Below are 18308 nucleotides of genomic sequence, written 5' to 3'. Positions count from 1 at the left end.
AATCCCGCTCCAGGGCGGGAGATGTTATCACATTTTATTACAATAATTCTTTAGCACTTGTATTATGACAAGAAATAATGATAAGAATACACAAAAGAGATTTAATAAAATCTCTATAGGTTTATCTTCTCCGGAAAGTATTCTAGCCGAATCTAGAGGTGAAGTTTTAAAACCTGAAACTATTAATTACAGAACACACAAGCCAGAAAGAGATGGACTGTTTTGTGAACGAATTTTTGGCCCGGTCAAAGATTATGAGTGTGCTTGTGGAAAATACAAAAGAATACGCTATAAGGGAATCGTTTGTGACCGTTGTGGTGTTGAAGTTACTGAGAAAAAGGTAAGAAGAGACCGCGTTGGACACATTAACCTTGTGGTTCCTGTTGCTCATATTTGGTATTTCAGATCTTTACCAAACAAGATTGGGTACCTTCTTGGAATTCCTTCCAAGAAACTCGACATGATCATTTATTATGAACGCTATGTCGTTATTCAGCCAGGAGATGCAAAGAATGAAGAAGGAGAGCCGTTGAAGAAGATGGATTTCTTAACTGAAGAAGAATATCTAAATATTTTAGAAGAACTTCCTCAGGAAAACCAATACTTAGACGATGACGATCCCAACAAGTTCCTTGCTAAAATGGGAGCTGAATGTCTTCTAGAAATTCTTAAGCGTCTAGATTTAGATGAGCTTTCTTATGACTTAAGACACAAAGCAAACAATGAAACCTCTAAGCAACGTAAAACGGAAGCGCTTAAACGTCTTCAAGTTGTGGAAGCGTTGAGAGATTCTAAAAACAATAGAGAGAATAATCCTGAGTGGATGATCATGAAGGTGATTCCCGTAACTCCTCCAGAACTAAGACCTCTTGTGCCGCTTGATGGTGGACGTTTTGCAACCTCAGATTTAAATGATCTTTATCGACGAGTGATTATCAGAAACAATCGTTTGAAGCGATTGATGGAAATAAAAGCACCTGAAGTCATTCTTAGAAATGAGAAGCGTATGCTTCAGGAATCTGTAGATTCTTTATTTGACAACACAAGAAAATCTTCTGCTGTTAAAACTGATTCTAACAGACCATTAAAATCACTTTCTGATTCTTTAAAAGGAAAGCAGGGACGTTTCAGACAAAACCTACTTGGTAAACGTGTGGATTATTCGGCACGTTCTGTTATCGTCGTTGGACCAGAAATGAAAATGTTTGAATGTGGATTGCCAAAAGACATGGCAGCAGAACTTTACAAGCCTTTCGTGATCAGAAAACTGATAGAAAGAGGAATTGTAAAAACTGTAAAATCTGCAAAGAAAATAATAGATAAAAAAGAGCCTGTTGTTTGGGATATCTTAGAGAACGTATTGAAAGGACACCCTGTGTTACTTAACCGTGCTCCAACCTTACACAGACTTGGGATACAAGCTTTCCAGCCAAAATTAATCGAAGGAAAGGCTATTCAGCTGCACCCCTTGGTTTGTACTGCATTCAACGCCGATTTTGACGGTGACCAGATGGCAGTTCACTTACCTCTTGGACCAGAAGCAATTTTGGAAGCACAGCTATTGATGTTGGCCTCACACAGTATTTTGAATCCAGCTAACGGATCACCAATTACTGTACCTTCTCAGGATATGGTTCTTGGATTGTATTATATGACCAAGCCGAGATCATCTACTCCAGAGCATAAAGTGAAAGGAGAAGGTCTTAAGTTTTACTCAGCTGAAGAAGTTAATATTGCTTACAATGAGAAGCAGGTTGACTTAAATGCACTTATTACGATTAGAACAAATGACGTTAATGAACATGGTGAAATCGTTAAGAGAAATATAGAAACTACTGTTGGACGTGTATTGTTTAACGAATCTATTCCTGATAGCGTAGGTTTCATCAACGATGTCATGACCAAGAAAGCGCTTCGTGATGTTATTGCCCGTGTACTTAAGAAAACATCTGTTCCGGAGACAGCTGAATTTCTTGATGAAATCAAAAGCCTTGGTTACAACTTCGCCTTTAGAGGTGGATTGTCTTTCTCTTTAGGGGATATTATTATCCCAGAAGAAAAACAAACTATGATTGATGATGCCAACGAGCAGGTAGAAGGCGTTATAGGTAACTATAACATGGGTCTTATTACCAACAACGAGCGTTACAATCAGGTGATTGATATCTGGACAGCGACCAATGCTAACTTAACTGAACTCGCTATGAAGCGTATTCGTGAAGATAAGCAAGGGTTCAACTCGGTATATATGATGCTTGACTCTGGTGCAAGGGGTTCTAAAGAACAAATTCGCCAGTTAACAGGTATGCGTGGATTGATGGCTAAGCCTAAAAAATCTACTTCTGCAGGTGGTGAGATTATTGAAAACCCAATTCTTTCTAACTTTAAAGAAGGTTTATCCATTTTAGAATACTTTATATCTACTCACGGTGCTCGTAAAGGTCTTGCCGATACAGCATTAAAAACTGCCGATGCGGGTTACTTAACACGTAGATTGGTAGATGTTTCTCAGGATGTTATCGTAAGAGAAGAAGACTGTGGAACCTTGAGAGGTATTGAAGTCTCTGCATTGAAGAAAAATGATGAAGTTGTTGAAAGCCTTGGTGAAAGAATTGTAGGTAGAACAGCATTGAATGATGTTGTTGATCCAATTTCTCAAGAACTTCTTGTGAATGCAGGTGATGAAATTAGTGAAGATGCAGCAGAGAAAATTGAAGCTTCAGCGTTGAATTCTGTTGAAGTACGTTCTCCGTTGACTTGTGAAGCTAAACAGGGAATTTGCGTGAAATGTTACGGTAGAAACTTATCTACCAATAAAACTGTACAACGAGGTGAAGCTGTTGGTGTAGTTGCTGCTCAATCTATCGGGGAGCCTGGTACACAGTTAACTTTGAGAACTTTCCACGTAGGTGGTATTGCAGGAAACATTTCAGAAGAAAATAAACTGGAAGCTAAGTTCGACGGTGTAGCAGAAATTGAAGACTTAAAAACTGTTGAAGGACAAAATAGCGAAGGAAAGAAAATTGATATCGTTATTTCAAGAACTTCAGAAGTAAAAATCATCGACAAAAAATCTGGAATTGCCCTAAGTACAAACGTTATTCCTTACGGAGCTGAATTAACAATCAACCCTGGTGACAAAGTCAAAAAAGGAGATGTGATTTGTAAATGGGATCCATATAACGGAGTTATTATTTCAGAATTTTCTGGTAAAATCGAATTTGAAAACATCACTCAAGGACAGACTTATGAAGTGGAAAGTGATGAGCAAACTGGATTCCAGGAGAAAGTGATCATAGAATCTAAAAACAAGCGTAAGATACCAACACTTCACATCAAGAATAACGATGATGAAATCATGAGATCTTACAACCTGCCTGTTGGAGCACACTTGATGGTAGACGATAACGAAGAAATCAAAATCGGTAAGATTTTGGTTAAAATTCCTAGAAAATCATCTAAAGCTGGTGATATTACAGGAGGTCTTCCACGTCTTACAGAATTGTTTGAAGCGAGAAATCCTTCCAACCCTGCTGTAGTCAGTGAAATTGACGGTGTGGTTTCTTTTGGTAAAATCAAAAGAGGTAACCGTGAAATTATTATAGAATCTAAGCTAGGTGAAGTTAAGAAATACTTAGTCAAACTTTCTAACCAGATTCTGGTACAAGAAAATGACTACGTGAAAGCTGGTATGCCATTGTCTGACGGTTCTGTCACCCCAGAAGATATCTTGAATATCAAAGGCCCTAGTGCTGTACAACAATACTTAGTGAACGAAGTTCAGGAAGTATATAGGTTGCAAGGAGTGCAGATTAATGACAAGCACTTTGAAGTTGTTGTAAGGCAAATGATGAGAAAAGTCAAAATTCAAGATTCTGGTGATACGATTTTCTTAGAAAATCAATTGGTACACAAAGAAGATTTTATTGAAGAAAACGATAATATTTTCGGTAAGAAGATTGTAGAAGACGCTGGTGACAGTACGACTCTTAAGCCTGGACAAGTAGTTACTTTACGTGAACTGAGAGATGAAAATTCAATCTTGAAACGTGAAGACAAACAACTGGTCACTGCGCGTGATGCAGAATCTGCGACAGCAGCACCAATACTTCAGGGTATTACAAGAGCGTCTCTGCAAACTAAATCTTTCATTTCGGCTGCTTCCTTCCAGGAAACAACCAAGGTATTGAACGAAGCTGCTGTAAGCGGTAAAATCGATTACTTAGAAGGATTGAAAGAAAATGTTATTGTAGGACATAGAATCCCGGCTGGTACTGGATTGAGAGAATTTGACGATATCATTGTAGGTTCCAAAGAAGAATTGGCGACAATGATGGAGAAGAAACAAGAAGTGAATGTAAACTTTAATTAATCATGAGTGATCAAAACGATAAGAAGCAGCAAAAGCTAAATATCCAAATTGATGATGATGTGGCTCAGGGCATTTATAGCAACTTAGCCATTATCAATCATTCGCAAACTGAGTTTGTTTTGGATTTTGTGAATATCATGCCTGGGTCTCCAAAGAACAAAGTAAGATCTAGAATTATTCTCACTCCTCAACATGCCAAACGCCTGTTGAAAGCTTTAAATGATAACATCAATCGTTTTGAGAAAAGCCAGGGTTCAATTAAAGAGCAAGAAAAAACCAATATTCCATTGAATTTTGGAGGACCTACAGGGGAAGCTTAGCATTTTCTCCTTAAGTCTAGATATAAAAAAATCCCTCAAATATTAGTTTGAGGGATTTTCTTTTTTATAGTTTTGAACTACAATTTATTCAGCTTTAAAGGCTTTTAAGTCAAAAGATATTTTCATATCATCATTCACAAAGTTATCTCCTAAGTTTTCAATGAAAGACTTAGACATAAATTTGATTCCCCACTCTGTTCTGTCTAATACAACTTCTTCAGAAGTAAGCATAACCGAATTATCCGAGTCATTCATAGATACACTTACAGGAAAAGTAATATTTTTTGAAGTTTCTTTTAAGGTAAGATTTCCAGAAAGTATAGTTTGTCCTTCTTTTTCTTCCATTCCAGTAATTTCAAATTTGGCTTCAGGATATTTGTTAGCATTGAAGAAATGATCTTCTTTACCGTTGGAATATCCCATCAAATGATCTTCAAGTTTTTTCTTGTCATCACCTTCAAGGTCTTGGACATCTATACTTGTCATGTCAATAACGATATTTCCACCTAAAAGACTTTCGTTTTCAACTTTTAGATTGCCTTCACTCAAAGACACCTGTCCGTTGTGCTCTCCAGCTGGTTTTGATCCCACCCAGTTAATTTTAGATTGCTCTACATCAACATTGTAAGTGACGGCCATTTCTGAATTTTCTTTAGTTTCTTTCACTTCAGAAGTTTCAGTCTTCTTGTCGCTTTTACAGCTAAATGCTGAAGCTACAAGTGATAACACTAGCATTGAATTAATTACTCTTCTTTTCATTTTTAGTTTATTAAAGTTTCAAAGTAACTATCCAAAAACATTCCATACTTACAATCTGTCATTATGGCATTATATAGGAATTGGCAGTACATTTGCCAATTGAATCTAAAATAGTAACACATGAGTAAAAAGAATATAAAATCAGAGGAAAAAGAAGCAGTTGAAATGGAAGGGAAAGACCAAAACACTGAAACTTCTGATTCAAAAGAGGAGCAATCTACTCCAAAAGAAAATGAGAAAGCGGAAGCCCCGGAGGAAAAGTTGTCTAAAGAAGAGCAACTTCAGCAGGAACTTGATGCTAAAGATGATAAGTATTTAAGGTTATTTGCTGAATTTGAAAACTATAAACGTCGAACTTCTAAGGAGCGTATAGAATTATTCAAAACAGCGAGTCAAGATGTTATGCAGTCTATGCTTCCTGTCTTAGATGATTTTGATAGAGCAATGCTCGAAATCAAAAAATCATCAGATGAATCTCTGGTACAAGGTATAGAACTAATTAATAATAAGCTACGAGAAACTCTCAAAAACAAAGGTCTGGAAGTGATGACAGTGAAAGCTGGTGATGTATTTGATTCTGATTTACACGAAGCTATCACACAAATTGCAGCTCCAACTGAGGATATGAAGGGAAAAATAATTGATGTAGTTGAAAAAGGATATACTCTAGGTGATAAGATCATACGCTATCCTAAAGTGGTTACTGGAAAATAAAATTTTATGAAAGAAGATTATTACGACATATTAGGTTTATCCAAAGGTGCTTCACAGGCTGAAATTAAAAAGGCTTATCGGAAAATGGCTATAAAATACCATCCCGACAAAAATCCAGACGATTCTGAAGCTGAGAATAAATTTAAAAAAGCAGCTGAAGCCTATGAAGTTTTAGGAAACGAAGAAAAAAGACAGAAGTACGATCAGTTTGGACATGGTGCTTTTGATGGATCTCAAGGCTTTGGTGGCGGAGGGATGAACATGGATGACATCTTTAGCCAGTTCGGTGATATTTTTGGTAGTGGCTTTGGAGGAAGAAGCCAAGGTTTCTCCGGTTTTGGAGGAGGCTTTGGTGGCAGACAAAGGTCAAAAGGCGGAAACTTAAGAATACGCGTAAGTTTGACTTTGGAAGAAGTAGCAAAAGGTGTTGAGAAAAAGGTAAAAGTATCTCGTAAGAAAAAACCTTCAGATACTACTTTTAAAACTTGTACAACTTGTAATGGAACGGGTCAGGTTACTAGAGTTACCAATACTATTTTGGGCAGAATGCAAACTGCTTCACCATGTACAGCTTGTGGTGGATCCGGACAAATTATCGATAAAAAAGGTCAGGGAACAGATGCTCATGGTCTCAAGATGACAGAAGAAACTGTTTCTATCAAAATTCCATCAGGCGTGGAAGATGGTATGCAGTTAAAAGTTTCCAACAAAGGCAATGAACCAGTTGGTGATGGAGTTCCTGGAGACTTAATTGTGCTTATTGAAGTAAAAGAGCATGAAAGTCTGCAACGTGATGGTGAAAACCTGCACTACGACTTATACATTAGTTATCCTGAAGCAGCTCTTGGAGCTAGTAAAGAAATACAAACTGTAGGAGGAAAAGTTAGAATTAAGGTTGAGCCTGGGGTACAGAGTGGTAAGATTCTAAGACTTAGAAATAAAGGGTTGCCAAACCTAAATGGTTATGGTACCGGAGACTTGCTCGTACATATCAACGTGTGGACTCCCCAATCTTTGTCTAAAGAACAAAGAGAGTTTTTTGAATCCAATCTTGGGGACTCCAATTTTGAACCCAATCCCAATAAGTCTGATAAATCTTTCTTTGAAAAGGTAAAAGACATGTTTTCCTAATCTGGTTAACAAAATATTATATATATTTGAACACCGCTAATTTAAGCGGTGTTTTTTCTTTTTCATAGCAATTTTTTTTCCCACCCTATTTTAGATAGGGTGGGTTTTGTTTTTGGACGAGACTTTAAAATATTGTAAAAACTTTAAGCTGGATACTAAAGAACCTCGTATTAAACTTATATTTAATTCAAAATAAATTGTCATGCCAACACTACTCATTATAGAAGATGAAGATGCGATAAGACGAGTGCTTAAAAAAATACTGCTGGAAGAAGAAAAAAATTATAAAATAGATGAAGCCGAAGACGGTTTACAGGGTGTTGAGCTTATTAAAAAAAACACTTACGATTTGGTACTTTGTGATATTAAAATGCCAAAGATGGACGGTTTAGAAGTCCTGTCTGCTTGTCAAAAGCTACAACCAGAGCTACCAGTTATTATGATATCTGGTCATGGTGATCTTGAAACCGCAGTAGAAACTATGCGAATGGGAGCTTTTGATTATATCTCAAAACCGCCAGATCTCAATCGCTTGCTAAATACCGTAAGAATTGCTTTGGATCATACCCAACTGGCTCAGGAAAATAAACAGTTAAAGAAAAAAGTCTCTAAGCAATTTGAAATGGTTGGAAAGTCAGATGAACTCGACCAGATTAAATCCATGATAGACAAAGTGGCTCCGACTGAAGCCAGAGTTTTGATTACAGGCGAAAACGGAACTGGCAAAGAACTTGTCGCCCACTGGCTTCACGAAAAAAGCAATAGAAGTAAAGGCCCTTTTATAGAAGTGAATTGCGCGGCTATTCCCTCTGAATTGATAGAAAGTGAACTGTTTGGTCATGTGAAGGGCGCGTTTACATCTGCCAATAAAGACAGAGCAGGAAAGTTTGAGGCTGCCAACGGAGGTACTATTTTCCTCGATGAAATTGGTGACATGAGCCTTTCTGCTCAAGCCAAAGTGTTGAGAGCTTTACAGGAAAGTAGAGTCCAGCGCGTAGGTAGTGACAAGGATATAAAAGTTGATGTAAGAGTAATTGCTGCTACCAATAAGGATCTGAAAGTTGAAATTGACGAGAAAAAGTTTAGAGAGGATCTATACCACAGGCTAGCTGTCATCATTATCCATGTTCCAGCTTTAAAAGATAGACGAGATGATATACCGGAATTGATTCAGCATTTCACCGAAAAAATTGCAAAAGAACAGGGGACAAAACCAAAATCTTTTGATGATAAAGCTATCTCTCTATTGGAACAACTAAGCTGGACTGGAAATATTAGAGAATTAAGAAATGTGGTTGAACGTCTAATTATTCTAGGTGATCAGGAAATCACTGAAGAGGACGTAAAAAAGTTTGTACAAATATAAACTACGTAGACTCGGGCTTTGGTGGAGTATATTTCATGAAATACATAATGTCTCCACTAGGGTGCATCCATTCTTTAAGCATTTCAAACCCATAGCGTCTATACGCAATACTTACCTTTCTGATGCGCGTTTCAGCATAAATAGGAAGCTGTAAGGCTTCTGATATGCGAAACATTTCATCCTTCATCTTGTAAGGAGTCTTATCACTTGTATTTCCTCTGGCATCTGGTAAAATTCCCCAAAACCAGCAATAAAGGTATTCCCCTTCATTTGGGCGTTGTTGTCTTACAAATTTTTGAGATTTTAAGGCTTTTAATCCTTTTTTAATGCCAGTAACATTGATGGCGAGTTTTAAATCATTTAGTAATTCAGTAAAAAATCCATCTCCTTTACCATCCATTTTGAAGAATATTGCGATACCTCGACCATCATCAGATACCAACAGAGCGTCATTTTTGATGGCTTTTTCAACCATATGTTTAGCCAAATAAAGAAACCTCTCTTCTTTTTTAGAATCGTCTTTTACGATCTCCATTGAGGTGGGAATCTCTTGCAACAGTGTTGAAACGTGTTGAATTACTTCATCCTTATCGTAATCTTTTTTCAAGTTTCTTTATTTTCTGAATTAATTTTCAAATATAAAAGAAATACATCATCTTGATGGTAATTCTTTCTTCTTCGGTACATCAGTTTTTCAAAATACTATTTTAAAGATTAATTCATTCATCACGATTCTGTATTCAATTCTCAAAGTGTACTTTTGCTAACTGAAAAATTAGCTTTTGAATTTATCCATCTACACTAAAGAATTTTCTAAAAACTTTAGCCTGGCATTTCCAATTATGTTAGGTCAGCTAGGTCATGTGTTGGTGGGTTTTGTAGATAATTTAATGATTGGAAAGCTTGGTGCTGCTCCGCTAGCAGCCGTTTCTCTGGGAAATACACTTATCTTTTTTGCACTTTTCCTTGGGATTGGGTTTAGTTTTGCAATCACCCCACTTATTGCTGAAGCCGACGGCGAAGGTGATGCGACCAAAGGGCGATGGTACTTTCAACATGGATTGATCATGTGTACGGTGAATGGTGTCGTTTTGTTTTTATTATTACTGCTAGCCAAACCTATACTTTATCATCTCGATCAGCCTAAAGATGTGGTGGATTTAGCTTTACCATACCTTGATATTGTTGCTTTTTCATTAATTCCGTTAATGATTTTTCAGGGGTTTAAACAGTTTGCAGACGGTCTTTCTTTGACCAAATATGCTATGTATGCTACACTTCTGGCCAATGTGGTCAATGTAATTTTTAATTATTTTTTGATCTATGGAATATGGTTCTTTCCAAGACTTGAGCTTGAAGGAGCAGCCATAGGAACATTGATTTCAAGAGTTTTTATGTTGATTTTGCTTTACCTTATCTTGAGTAAGCGACCCAAATTGAAATCTTATTTTGTCCTTATGAAAAGGTCATTAGATAAAGCTATTTTCAAAAGATTAATCAATCTTGGTTTTCCTACGGCTCTACAAATGCTGTTTGAAGGAGGTATTTTTACTGCAACTGTACTTCTGGCAGGAACCCTGGGAACCAAAGCTCAGGCCGCCAACCAAATCGCTCTTAACCTGGCGTCCATGACGTTCATGATCGCTGTAGGACTTGGCGTAACTGCAACTATTAGAGTAGCCAACCAAAAAGGGAAGCGACAGTTTAAAACTTTGAGAGACGTAGCCTTTTCGATTTTTCTTCAGGTCTTTTTGATCGAAGGTGTATTTGCTATTGGTTTTATTCTTTTAAAAGGCTTTTTGCCAACACTTTATATCGACGATGCTGAAGTCATCTTACTCGCTTCACAATTACTAATTATAGCAGCACTTTTCCAGTTGAGTGACGGGTTGCAAGTTGCCATTTTAGGTGCTTTGAGAGGCCTTCAAGATGTGAAAGTGCCTACCTTGCTATGCTTTATAGCCTACTGGCTGATAGGTCTACCAGTGTCTTACTTCACTGGAAAAGCCGAGGTTTTGGGTAGTATGGGTATTTGGTTAGGCTTGCTTTCTGGATTAACAGCATCCGCAATTATGTTGTATATCAGATTTAATATGCTCTCCAAAAAACAAATTCATACTTTTGGTGAAACTAAATTAACATCCACATGAAATTACCAAGATTTATACTAGGTGACAATACAGACCATCCGGAATCTATTTTTATAGTTCATACTGAATTCCCAAGATTTATTATTGATTTGAAAACCGATGACATCGAATGGTTTGAAGATTTTGATGTTGAAAATGAAGAGGAAATGGTAGAAGAAACCAATAATTTAATCAAAGAAGCTTCAGAGTTTTACGACAGAGAAGTAGACCGTTACCAAGAGTAAATGCTAGAGCAACTTCAAAATATAGACAGAGAAGTTTTCCTTTTTTTCAACAATTTAGGGGTTGAAGAATGGGATTGGTTTTGGGTTTTTCTTACAGAAAAAGAAACGTCTATACCACTTTACGCAGTTCTTTTGTTTCTGATCTTTAAGAAAATTAAACTTAAAGGTTTGGGTATTACAGTATTGGTCGTAGGCTTGATGATTGCGTTTACAGACCAGTTTGCGAATTTCACCAAAGACACTTTCGAGCGGCTAAGGCCTTGTAATGAAGCTTTTATAGAGTACGGAAGATTTCTAGCCAAGCGCTGCGGTAAGTTTGGGTATTTCTCTGGACATGCCATAAGTTCGTTTGCTGTAGCTACTTTGGTGTCAAATCTTTTGAAGCCGTATTACAAACATGTCTTTTACTGGATGTTTTTTTGGGCGTTTATGGTCACTTACAGCAGGATTTACGTTGGAGTCCACTATCCTGGAGATATACTTACAGGAGGAGCTCTGGGTATTTTGACAGGTCATTTATTCTTTAAACTTCATGTTTATTTGACCTCTAGGTTGAACCCTGATTTTAGATTAGGCCGCTAGGCTTTAACTTTGTTCAAAAGGTATTCTGCAGCTTCAAACGGACTCAAATCTTGATTCTGAATCTGTTTCAAAACCTTTGGAAATTCACTCTTGATAATTTCATTCTGATAAAACTCTTTTTTCAAACTATCTTCAATGGTTTGTGTAAGCCAAAATCTATTCTGACTAGCTCTTTTTTCCTCAAAAAAACCAGAATCTTTAGCTGAAGAAAAATAATCGGATAGCATTTTCCAAACTTTATCAATTCCTTCATTTTTTAAAGCACTGGCCAGTTTTACTTTAGGCACCCAGCCATTAGTTTTGGAAGGATACATATGTAAAGCACGATTGAATTCAACCTTCGCTTTCTTAGCTGCCTTTATGTTTTCGCCGTCCGCCTTATTGATCACGATAGCATCTGCCATTTCAATAATTCCTCGCTTGATGCCTTGTAGTTCATCACCTGCGCCAGCCAATTTAAGGAGCAAAAAGAAATCTGTCATGCTGTGCACGGCAGTTTCACTTTGGCCAACACCAACTGTTTCTATTAACAAAATATCAAACCCAGCAGCTTCGCATAGCAAAATACTTTCACGTGTTTTTCTGGCAACGCCCCCTAGTGATTCGCCAGAAGCAGTAGGGCGGATGTAAGCCTGTGGGTGTTGAACCAGTTTTTCCATACGGGTCTTATCGCCTAAAATACTACCTCTAGTCACAGAACTTGAGGGGTCAACCGCCAAAACGGCAACTTTATGTCCTTTTCCTACAAGTAATAATCCAAGTTGTTCTATGAAGGTACTTTTACCAACACCAGGCACTCCTGTAATCCCTATTCTTAATGATTTATTGGAATAGGGCAGGCAGGACGAAATAATGGTCTTTATGTCTTCTGTGTGTCTCTTGCTTTGACTTTCTATAAGTGTGATCGCCTGACTCAGATCTGTTTTGTTGCCCTTCAAAATACCTTCAGTTAGGCTTTGTATATTTTTCGACTTTCGTCTTAGGGCCTTTATTTTTTCTGCAGAAGAAGCACTCAAGTTGATACTTGGGTCACTCTGGGTCTCTTGCAGTGCAGATTTCTTATTTTCAGGCGAAGGCATATATTTACATTTAGTACAAATTTATGAATTCATTTTTTCACTGAGCAGGTGTAGTTAGTATATTCGGAATAACAAAAAATAAAAACTCATGAAAACACTTTATACAGCGAAAGCAACAGCAACCGGCGGTAGAAAAGGACACGTTAAAACCGAAGATGGTCCTATAGATTTACCATTGAGTATGCCTAAAGGACTTGGTGGAGATGGAGGCGACGGCGTCAACCCAGAGCAACTTTTTGGTTCTGCCTACTCCGCATGTTTCGGAAGCGCCTTAGGTCTGGTAGCAGAAAAACACAAAGTAGATTTAGGTGATTTTAGTGTAACAGCACACATTAGCATCAATAAAGATGATGAAGGTCTTCTGCTTTCAGCTGTTCTGGATTCTTATCTACCAGGCGTAAGCGATATTGAAACTGCTGAAACCTTAGTCAATGAAGCTCATGAAGTTTGCCCATTTTCTAAAGCAACGCGTGATAATATCGACGTCACTCTCAATGTCTTGAGAGACGAGTAATCTTCAACTCTATACATTACTATAAACCCCAATGCAAATTGGGGTTTTGTTAGTTTAAAACCCAATGCTTTATTTTATGCTGAATTTGTTAAAAGATCACTTCAACTCTAGGTTTTTTTCAATTCTTGGTCCTGCTTATTCTGAAAGCGATTACGTTCCGCTTGATCTTTCCCATCAGGCTACATCCGAAATGGCTCTTGATTTATCTACAGAATTTGCTCTTCAAGATTACCTCGAAATCTATTTGAAGGAACGTCAGGCTAAAGCAGCATTTGGCGGCTATTTAGAAAAAAGAAGTCTTTATGACAGAAGCTCATATTTTGGAGACAGCTCCCATTCACATAAGCGAAATATTCATTTAGGACTTGATGTTTGGGCACCCGCAGAAACTCCTGTTTATAGTCCTTTGGCTGGTAAAATTCACAGTCAGCAGGACAATTTGAATTATGGAGATTACGGGCCCACGATCATACTGGAACATGAGTTGAAAGGAGGTAAGTTCTATACCCTATATGGTCATCTATCAAGAGAATCTTTATACAGCTATAAAGTTGGTGAGGAAATTTTATTGAACCAGCCTCTTGCTTTATTGGGCACTAACGAGGTGAACGGGAATTATGCACCACATTTACACTTTCAGTTGATCATGGATTTAGGTGATAAAGCCGGAGATTATCCTGGCGTTTCTTCTGAAACTGATTTGGAATTCTACAAGAACAATTGCCCGGATCCTAATCTGCTTCTGAACTTTAAATCCTGAGTTTTTAACATTAGTTCAAGCCTTAGCTTTTCAGTATATTTGCATCAAAATTTAGAAAATTTGAAACTACATATAACCAACGAAACGTCTAGGTTAAAATCAGTCGTTTTAGGCGTTGCAAATTCGAATGGGGCACAACCTAAGATTGAAGACGCTTACGATCCAAAATCTATAAAACACATCAAAGAAGGGACTTATCCTGAAGAAGAAGATATGATAGAGGAGATGGAGCAGGTGGCAGCCATTCTTAAAAAGCATAATGTTGAAGTCCTAAGACCAAAAGTTATTCAAGATTATAATCAGATTTTTTCCAGAGATATCGGTTTTGTGATCGATGACAAATTCATCTTTGCCAATATTTTGCCAGACAGGGAAAAGGAAATAAAAGCCATTGATTTTGTATTAGACCAAATCGATTCTGGTAAAAAAATAAAACTTCCGGAGCAGTGCCATATCGAAGGTGGTGATGTTATGCCTCACGGCGATTACATATTGGTGGGTACCTACAGAGGTAAAGATTATTCAGATTTTATTACCGCCAGAACTAATGTGGAGGCCGTTGAGGAATTACAAAATTTATTTCCACACAAATCAGTAAAGTCTTTCAACCTTAGGAAATCCAATACAGATCCGAAAGCTAACGCACTCCATTTGGATTGCTGTTTTCAACCTGTAGGTGATCAATATGCGATCATTCATAGAAATGGATTTCTTGAGCAGGAAGAATACGAGTGGCTTGTGAATCTTTATGGAAAAGAGAATGTCTTTGAAATCGATGCCCAGGAGATGTATGATATGAATAGCAATATTTTTTCTATTTCCAAAGATGTTGTCATTTCAGATCAACATTTTAAGCGTCTGAATGCCTGGCTAACTTCAAAAGGAATTCAAGTGGAAACTGTAAAGTACAGAGAAATCGCAAAACAAGAAGGCTTGTTGAGGTGCTCAACTTTGCCTCTAATAAGAGAAAATCAATGAAACAAATCACAGATACATTAGTAATGATTCGCCCAGTGAACTTCAGAATGAATGAAGAAACTGCGGTTAATAATTATTTTCAAAAATCAACGCAAGACCTCCAGGAAACGGTTAATAAAAAAGCGCAAACCGAATTTGATGCCTTTGCAGATCAATTAAAAAAAGTTGGCGTCAATGTCATTGTTATTGATGATATTGAGAGTCAGGATACCCCAGACTCTATTTTCCCAAACAACTGGGTGTCTTTTCATGAAAATGGGGATGTGGCTTTATACCCGATGTTTGCAAAGAACAGGCGCAAAGAACGCAGAGAAGATATTTTTGAAAAAATTGAAGCAGAAGGAAGATTCATTAGGAATTTCGTAGATTATACTTCTGCTGAATTAGAAAACATTTATCTGGAAGGAACGGGGAGTTTGATATTGGATAGACAAAATCGCAAAGCTTACTGTGCTTTATCTCCAAGAGCAGATGAAGACCTGGTGATTGAATTTTGTGAAGATTTTGAATATACGCCTATCATCTTCAATGCTTATCAAAGTCATGAAGGCGAGCGTTTACCTATTTACCACACCAATGTGATGATGTGTGTTGCTGAAGAATTTGCTGTGATTTGTCTCGATACCATAGACGACAAAAAAGAAAGAAAACTGGTTGCTGATAGTCTGAAGCAGGATGGAAAGGAAATCATTAGCATTTCTGAAGAGCAAATGAATCACTTTGCAGGAAATATGCTTCAGGTTCAGGGCAAGTCTGATAAATTTTTGGTGATGAGTAAAACTGCTCATGATTCATTGAAAGATCACCAAATTAAATCTATCCAAAAGTATTGTAAGATCCTTAGCAGCGATCTTTCTACGATTGAAACTCACGGTGGGGGCAGCGCCAGATGCATGCTGGCTGAAGTGTTTATCCCTAAAGTCTAAGTTTAAATCTCCTTTAGTTTTAAAACACCCGACTTGTCTGCATCAAGCAGACAGGTCGGGTGTTTTTTGTATTTTATTTAATTGAAAATCAAATTATACTAAGACGTTGAAATTAACACATCTTACTTACTAAGCGTCAATCTAATTGTCCTGAGAGAGGGTTTTTGTCTTAATTTGCTTCCTCACTGATAAATTTGATGCGGTAAAGCCGAAGTTCTTCTTCGTCGTAATCACCATCAAATTCTTCAATAGCTTCATTGATACTGTCAGATTCCGCTTCAAGAAAATACTCATGAATTTCCTCTTGCTGGTCCTCATCCAGTAAGTCATCCAACCAATAATTGATATTCAGTTTGGTACCGCTGAAAACGATAGCTTCCATTTCTTTAATGAAGTCTTTCATTTCAAAACCTTTACCTTGAGCAATGTCTGTTAATGGTAGTTTTCTGTCAATGTTTTGAATGATGTAAAGCTTATTGGCGCTATTAGCTCCTGTGCTTTTAACGACTAAATCGTCTGGTCGTAAGATGTCATTCTCTTCTACATAGTCTTGGATGAGCGTGATAAATTCTTTGCCGAACTTTTTGGCTTTTCCCTCGCCAACGCCATGAATATTCACCAGTTCCTCATTGGTTATGGGGTATTTTAAAGCCATGTCATCTAAGGATGGATCCTGAAAAACAACAAACGGTGGGACTTCCTTTCGTTTTGCAATTTTTTTTCTAAGGTCTTTTAGCATTTTCAATAACTTCTGATCGGTTCCGCCGGAGGCTTGGGAAGAGGAGTTGCTGGTTACTGCTTTGCTGAAATCATTATCTTCAGTCATCATGAACGACGAAGGATTCTTTAAGAATTCCTCACCTTCCGGGAGAATTTTTACGACGCCATAAGATTCTAATTCTTTTTTTAGCATCCCGGAGATAATTACTTGTCTTAGTAAAGCTGTCCAATAGCTCGCGGGCTTATCTTTTCCAGCTCCAAACACATCTAGTTTTTCAACTTTATTGGATTTGATTAGGACGTTAGTTTTTCCTGTAAGTGTATGTACGATCTCTTTGGATTTGAAAAGTTGTCCGGTCTCCTTCACTGTTTTAAGAATAAGCTGAACATCATTTTTTGCTTCTTTTTTGGTTTTAGGATAGCGAACATTATCGTCCATATCGCCACCTTCGCCAGTTTCAGTATCGAATTCTTCTCCAAAATAATGTAGAATGTATTTTCTTCTTGAAATTGAGCTTTCAGCAAAAGCAACAACATCTTGTAAAAGCGCATGACCTATTTCCTGTTCGGCAATAGGTTTACCACTCATGAACTTTTCTAATTTTTCAATATCTTTATGGTTATAGTAAGCAATACAATGCCCTTCACCGCCATCGCGACCAGCTCTTCCAGTTTCCTGATAATAGCTTTCAATACTCTTTGGGATGTCATTATGGATCACAAACCTTACGTCTGGCTTGTCAATTCCCATTCCAAAGGCGATGGTAGCAACCACCACATCAATATCTTCCATGAGGAACATGTCCTGATGTTTGCTTCGAGTTTTAGCATCAAGTCCAGCATGATATGGAACTGCTTTGATGCCGTTAACTTGCAGGGTTTGAGAAAGCTGTTCAACACGTTTTCTGCTTAAACAGTAGATAATACCACTTTTCCCAGAGTTCTTCTTAATAAACTTTATGATATCCGAGTCTACGTCATCGGTTTTGGGGCGAATTTCATAATAGAGGTTTGGTCTGTTAAAAGAAGCCTTGAAGGTATTTGCATTTGGAATCCTCAAATTTTTAAGGATGTCATCCTGAACTTTTGGAGTTGCGGTTGCTGTAAGTCCTATGATTGGTATGTCATTCCCAATGCGTTCAATTATGTTTTTTAGATTCCTGTATTCTGGTCGGAAATCATGCCCCCATTCAGAAATACAGTGGGCTTCATCGATGGCTAAGAAAGAAATATTTTCTTCTTTCAGAAAATCGATGTATTCGGTCTTGGTTAGGGATTCTGGGGCGACATAAAGAAGTTTTGTAATGCCATTTGAAATATCCTCTTTAACTTGTTTGACTTGGGTTTTATTCAGAGAAGAATTCAAGACGTGAGCTACACCATGATGTTCTGAAATGTTTCTAATCGCATCTACTTGATTTTTCATGAGCGCAATTAGCGGGGATACCACGATTGCCGTTCCGTCTTTAATTAAAGCTGGAAGCTGATAACAAAGCGACTTACCACCGCCTGTTGGCATAATGACAAATGTATCTTTGTTTGCTACAATGCTTTTTATGACACTTTCTTGAAGTCCTTTGAACTCGTTAAAACCAAAGTATTTCTTTAATTCTTGATGTAAATTGATTTGTTCCAATTGAATTATTACTATTTAGTTTTATTTACCTTTGCAGGATTAAATATACGCATTCTTTAAGGGCGTACAATTGTTAA

16 protein-coding genes are annotated in these 18308 nt (G+C 37.4%); 12 read left to right on the top strand and 4 right to left on the bottom strand.

Translation table 11 applies throughout. The features are described 5' to 3' along the window. Positions 1 to 64 precede the first annotated feature (64 nt). Positions 65 to 4372, top strand: coding sequence for a DNA-directed RNA polymerase subunit beta' (gene rpoC / locus LB454_RS08510; RefSeq protein ID WP_224464243.1), 4308 nt, complete (start codon positions 65 to 67; stop codon positions 4370 to 4372). A 2-nt stretch (positions 4373 to 4374) separates the two neighbouring features. Then, positions 4375 to 4692, top strand: a complete 318-nt coding sequence (locus LB454_RS08505; RefSeq protein ID WP_224464242.1) for a DUF3467 domain-containing protein — start codon at positions 4375 to 4377, stop codon at positions 4690 to 4692. An 84-nt stretch (positions 4693 to 4776) separates the two neighbouring features. Here the strand turns inward: LB454_RS08505 and LB454_RS08500 are convergent, their stop codons facing one another. After that, positions 4777 to 5451: a YceI family protein gene (locus LB454_RS08500; protein ID WP_224464241.1), complete on the bottom strand. Its 675-nt coding sequence runs from the start codon at positions 5449 to 5451 to the stop codon at positions 4777 to 4779. Between the two features lie 120 nt (positions 5452 to 5571). Here LB454_RS08500 and LB454_RS08495 point away from each other — a divergent pair, with 120 nt between their 5' ends. The 3 genes from LB454_RS08495 to LB454_RS08485 all read left to right on the top strand — a co-directional run bounded on the left by LB454_RS08495 (position 5572) and on the right by LB454_RS08485 (position 8662). Further along, on the top strand, positions 5572 to 6165 hold the full coding sequence (locus LB454_RS08495; RefSeq protein ID WP_224464240.1) for a nucleotide exchange factor GrpE: 594 nt from the start codon (positions 5572 to 5574) through the stop codon (positions 6163 to 6165). Between the two features lie 6 nt (positions 6166 to 6171). Beyond that, positions 6172 to 7296 (top strand): molecular chaperone DnaJ, encoded by a 1125-nt coding sequence (gene dnaJ / locus LB454_RS08490; RefSeq protein ID WP_224464239.1) that lies wholly within the window; start codon positions 6172 to 6174, stop codon positions 7294 to 7296. 202 nt (positions 7297 to 7498) lie between these two features. Then, entirely contained in the window at positions 7499 to 8662 is a 1164-nt protein-coding gene (locus LB454_RS08485; protein ID WP_224464238.1) for a sigma-54-dependent transcriptional regulator, read from the top strand. 1 nt (position 8663) lies between these two features. On the opposite strand, the gene LB454_RS08480 is transcribed toward LB454_RS08485, so the two are convergent. Continuing rightward, a complete protein-coding gene (locus tag LB454_RS08480; RefSeq protein ID WP_224464237.1) occupies positions 8664 to 9269 on the bottom strand; it encodes a hypothetical protein in 606 nt (201 codons plus the stop codon). A gap of 175 nt (positions 9270 to 9444) precedes the next feature. On the opposite strand from LB454_RS08480, the gene LB454_RS08475 reads away from it, so the two are divergent. Genes LB454_RS08475 through LB454_RS08465 form a run of 3 tightly spaced genes read left to right on the top strand, consistent with a single transcriptional unit; the run spans position 9445 to position 11618 of the window. Continuing rightward, a complete protein-coding gene (locus tag LB454_RS08475; RefSeq protein WP_224464236.1) occupies positions 9445 to 10812 on the top strand; it encodes an MATE family efflux transporter in 1368 nt (455 codons plus the stop codon). After that, the gene (locus LB454_RS08470; protein ID WP_224464235.1) at positions 10809 to 11036 is read left to right on the top strand and encodes a hypothetical protein; all 228 of its coding nucleotides are present in this window, start codon (positions 10809 to 10811) and stop codon (positions 11034 to 11036) included. The genes LB454_RS08475 and LB454_RS08470 overlap by 4 nt, the downstream gene beginning before the upstream one ends. Next, on the top strand, positions 11037 to 11618 hold the full coding sequence (locus LB454_RS08465; RefSeq protein WP_224464234.1) for a phosphatase PAP2 family protein: 582 nt from the start codon (positions 11037 to 11039) through the stop codon (positions 11616 to 11618). It begins immediately after the preceding gene. Here LB454_RS08465 and meaB read toward each other — a convergent pair. Then, positions 11615 to 12697, bottom strand: a complete 1083-nt coding sequence (meaB, locus tag LB454_RS08460; RefSeq protein ID WP_224464233.1) for a methylmalonyl Co-A mutase-associated GTPase MeaB — start codon at positions 12695 to 12697, stop codon at positions 11615 to 11617. The two genes, LB454_RS08465 and meaB, sit on opposite strands and share 4 nt — an antisense overlap. 88 nt (positions 12698 to 12785) lie before the next feature. Between meaB and LB454_RS08455 the strand changes: the two genes are divergently transcribed. The 4 genes from LB454_RS08455 to ctlX all read left to right on the top strand — a co-directional run bounded on the left by LB454_RS08455 (position 12786) and on the right by ctlX (position 15875). Beyond that, positions 12786 to 13211 carry an organic hydroperoxide resistance protein gene (locus LB454_RS08455; protein WP_224464232.1) on the top strand — a complete coding sequence of 142 codons (426 nt, stop codon included), beginning with the start codon at positions 12786 to 12788 and terminating at the stop codon, positions 13209 to 13211. Positions 13212 to 13275: 64 nt separating this feature from the next. Next, positions 13276 to 13971: a peptidoglycan DD-metalloendopeptidase family protein gene (locus LB454_RS08450; RefSeq protein WP_224464231.1), complete on the top strand. Its 696-nt coding sequence runs from the start codon at positions 13276 to 13278 to the stop codon at positions 13969 to 13971. Between the two features lie 60 nt (positions 13972 to 14031). Then, on the top strand, positions 14032 to 14949 hold the full coding sequence (locus tag LB454_RS08445) for a dimethylarginine dimethylaminohydrolase family protein (RefSeq protein WP_224464230.1): 918 nt from the start codon (positions 14032 to 14034) through the stop codon (positions 14947 to 14949). Next, positions 14946 to 15875, top strand: coding sequence for a citrulline utilization hydrolase CtlX (gene ctlX, locus LB454_RS08440; protein ID WP_224464229.1), 930 nt, complete (start codon positions 14946 to 14948; stop codon positions 15873 to 15875). The genes LB454_RS08445 and ctlX overlap by 4 nt, the downstream gene beginning before the upstream one ends. 169 nt (positions 15876 to 16044) lie before the next feature. On the opposite strand, the gene recQ is transcribed toward ctlX, so the two are convergent. Next, the gene (gene recQ / locus LB454_RS08435; RefSeq protein ID WP_262902774.1) at positions 16045 to 18231 is read right to left on the bottom strand and encodes a DNA helicase RecQ; all 2187 of its coding nucleotides are present in this window, start codon (positions 18229 to 18231) and stop codon (positions 16045 to 16047) included. Positions 18232 to 18308: the final 77 nt, after the last annotated feature.

Source organism: Psychroflexus montanilacus, assembly GCF_020164535.1.
Taxonomy (GTDB): Bacteria; Bacteroidota; Bacteroidia; order Flavobacteriales; family Flavobacteriaceae; genus Psychroflexus; species Psychroflexus montanilacus.
The sequence above is the reverse complement of the archived record's forward strand: the minus strand, read 5'-3'. Positions and strand labels throughout refer to the sequence as shown.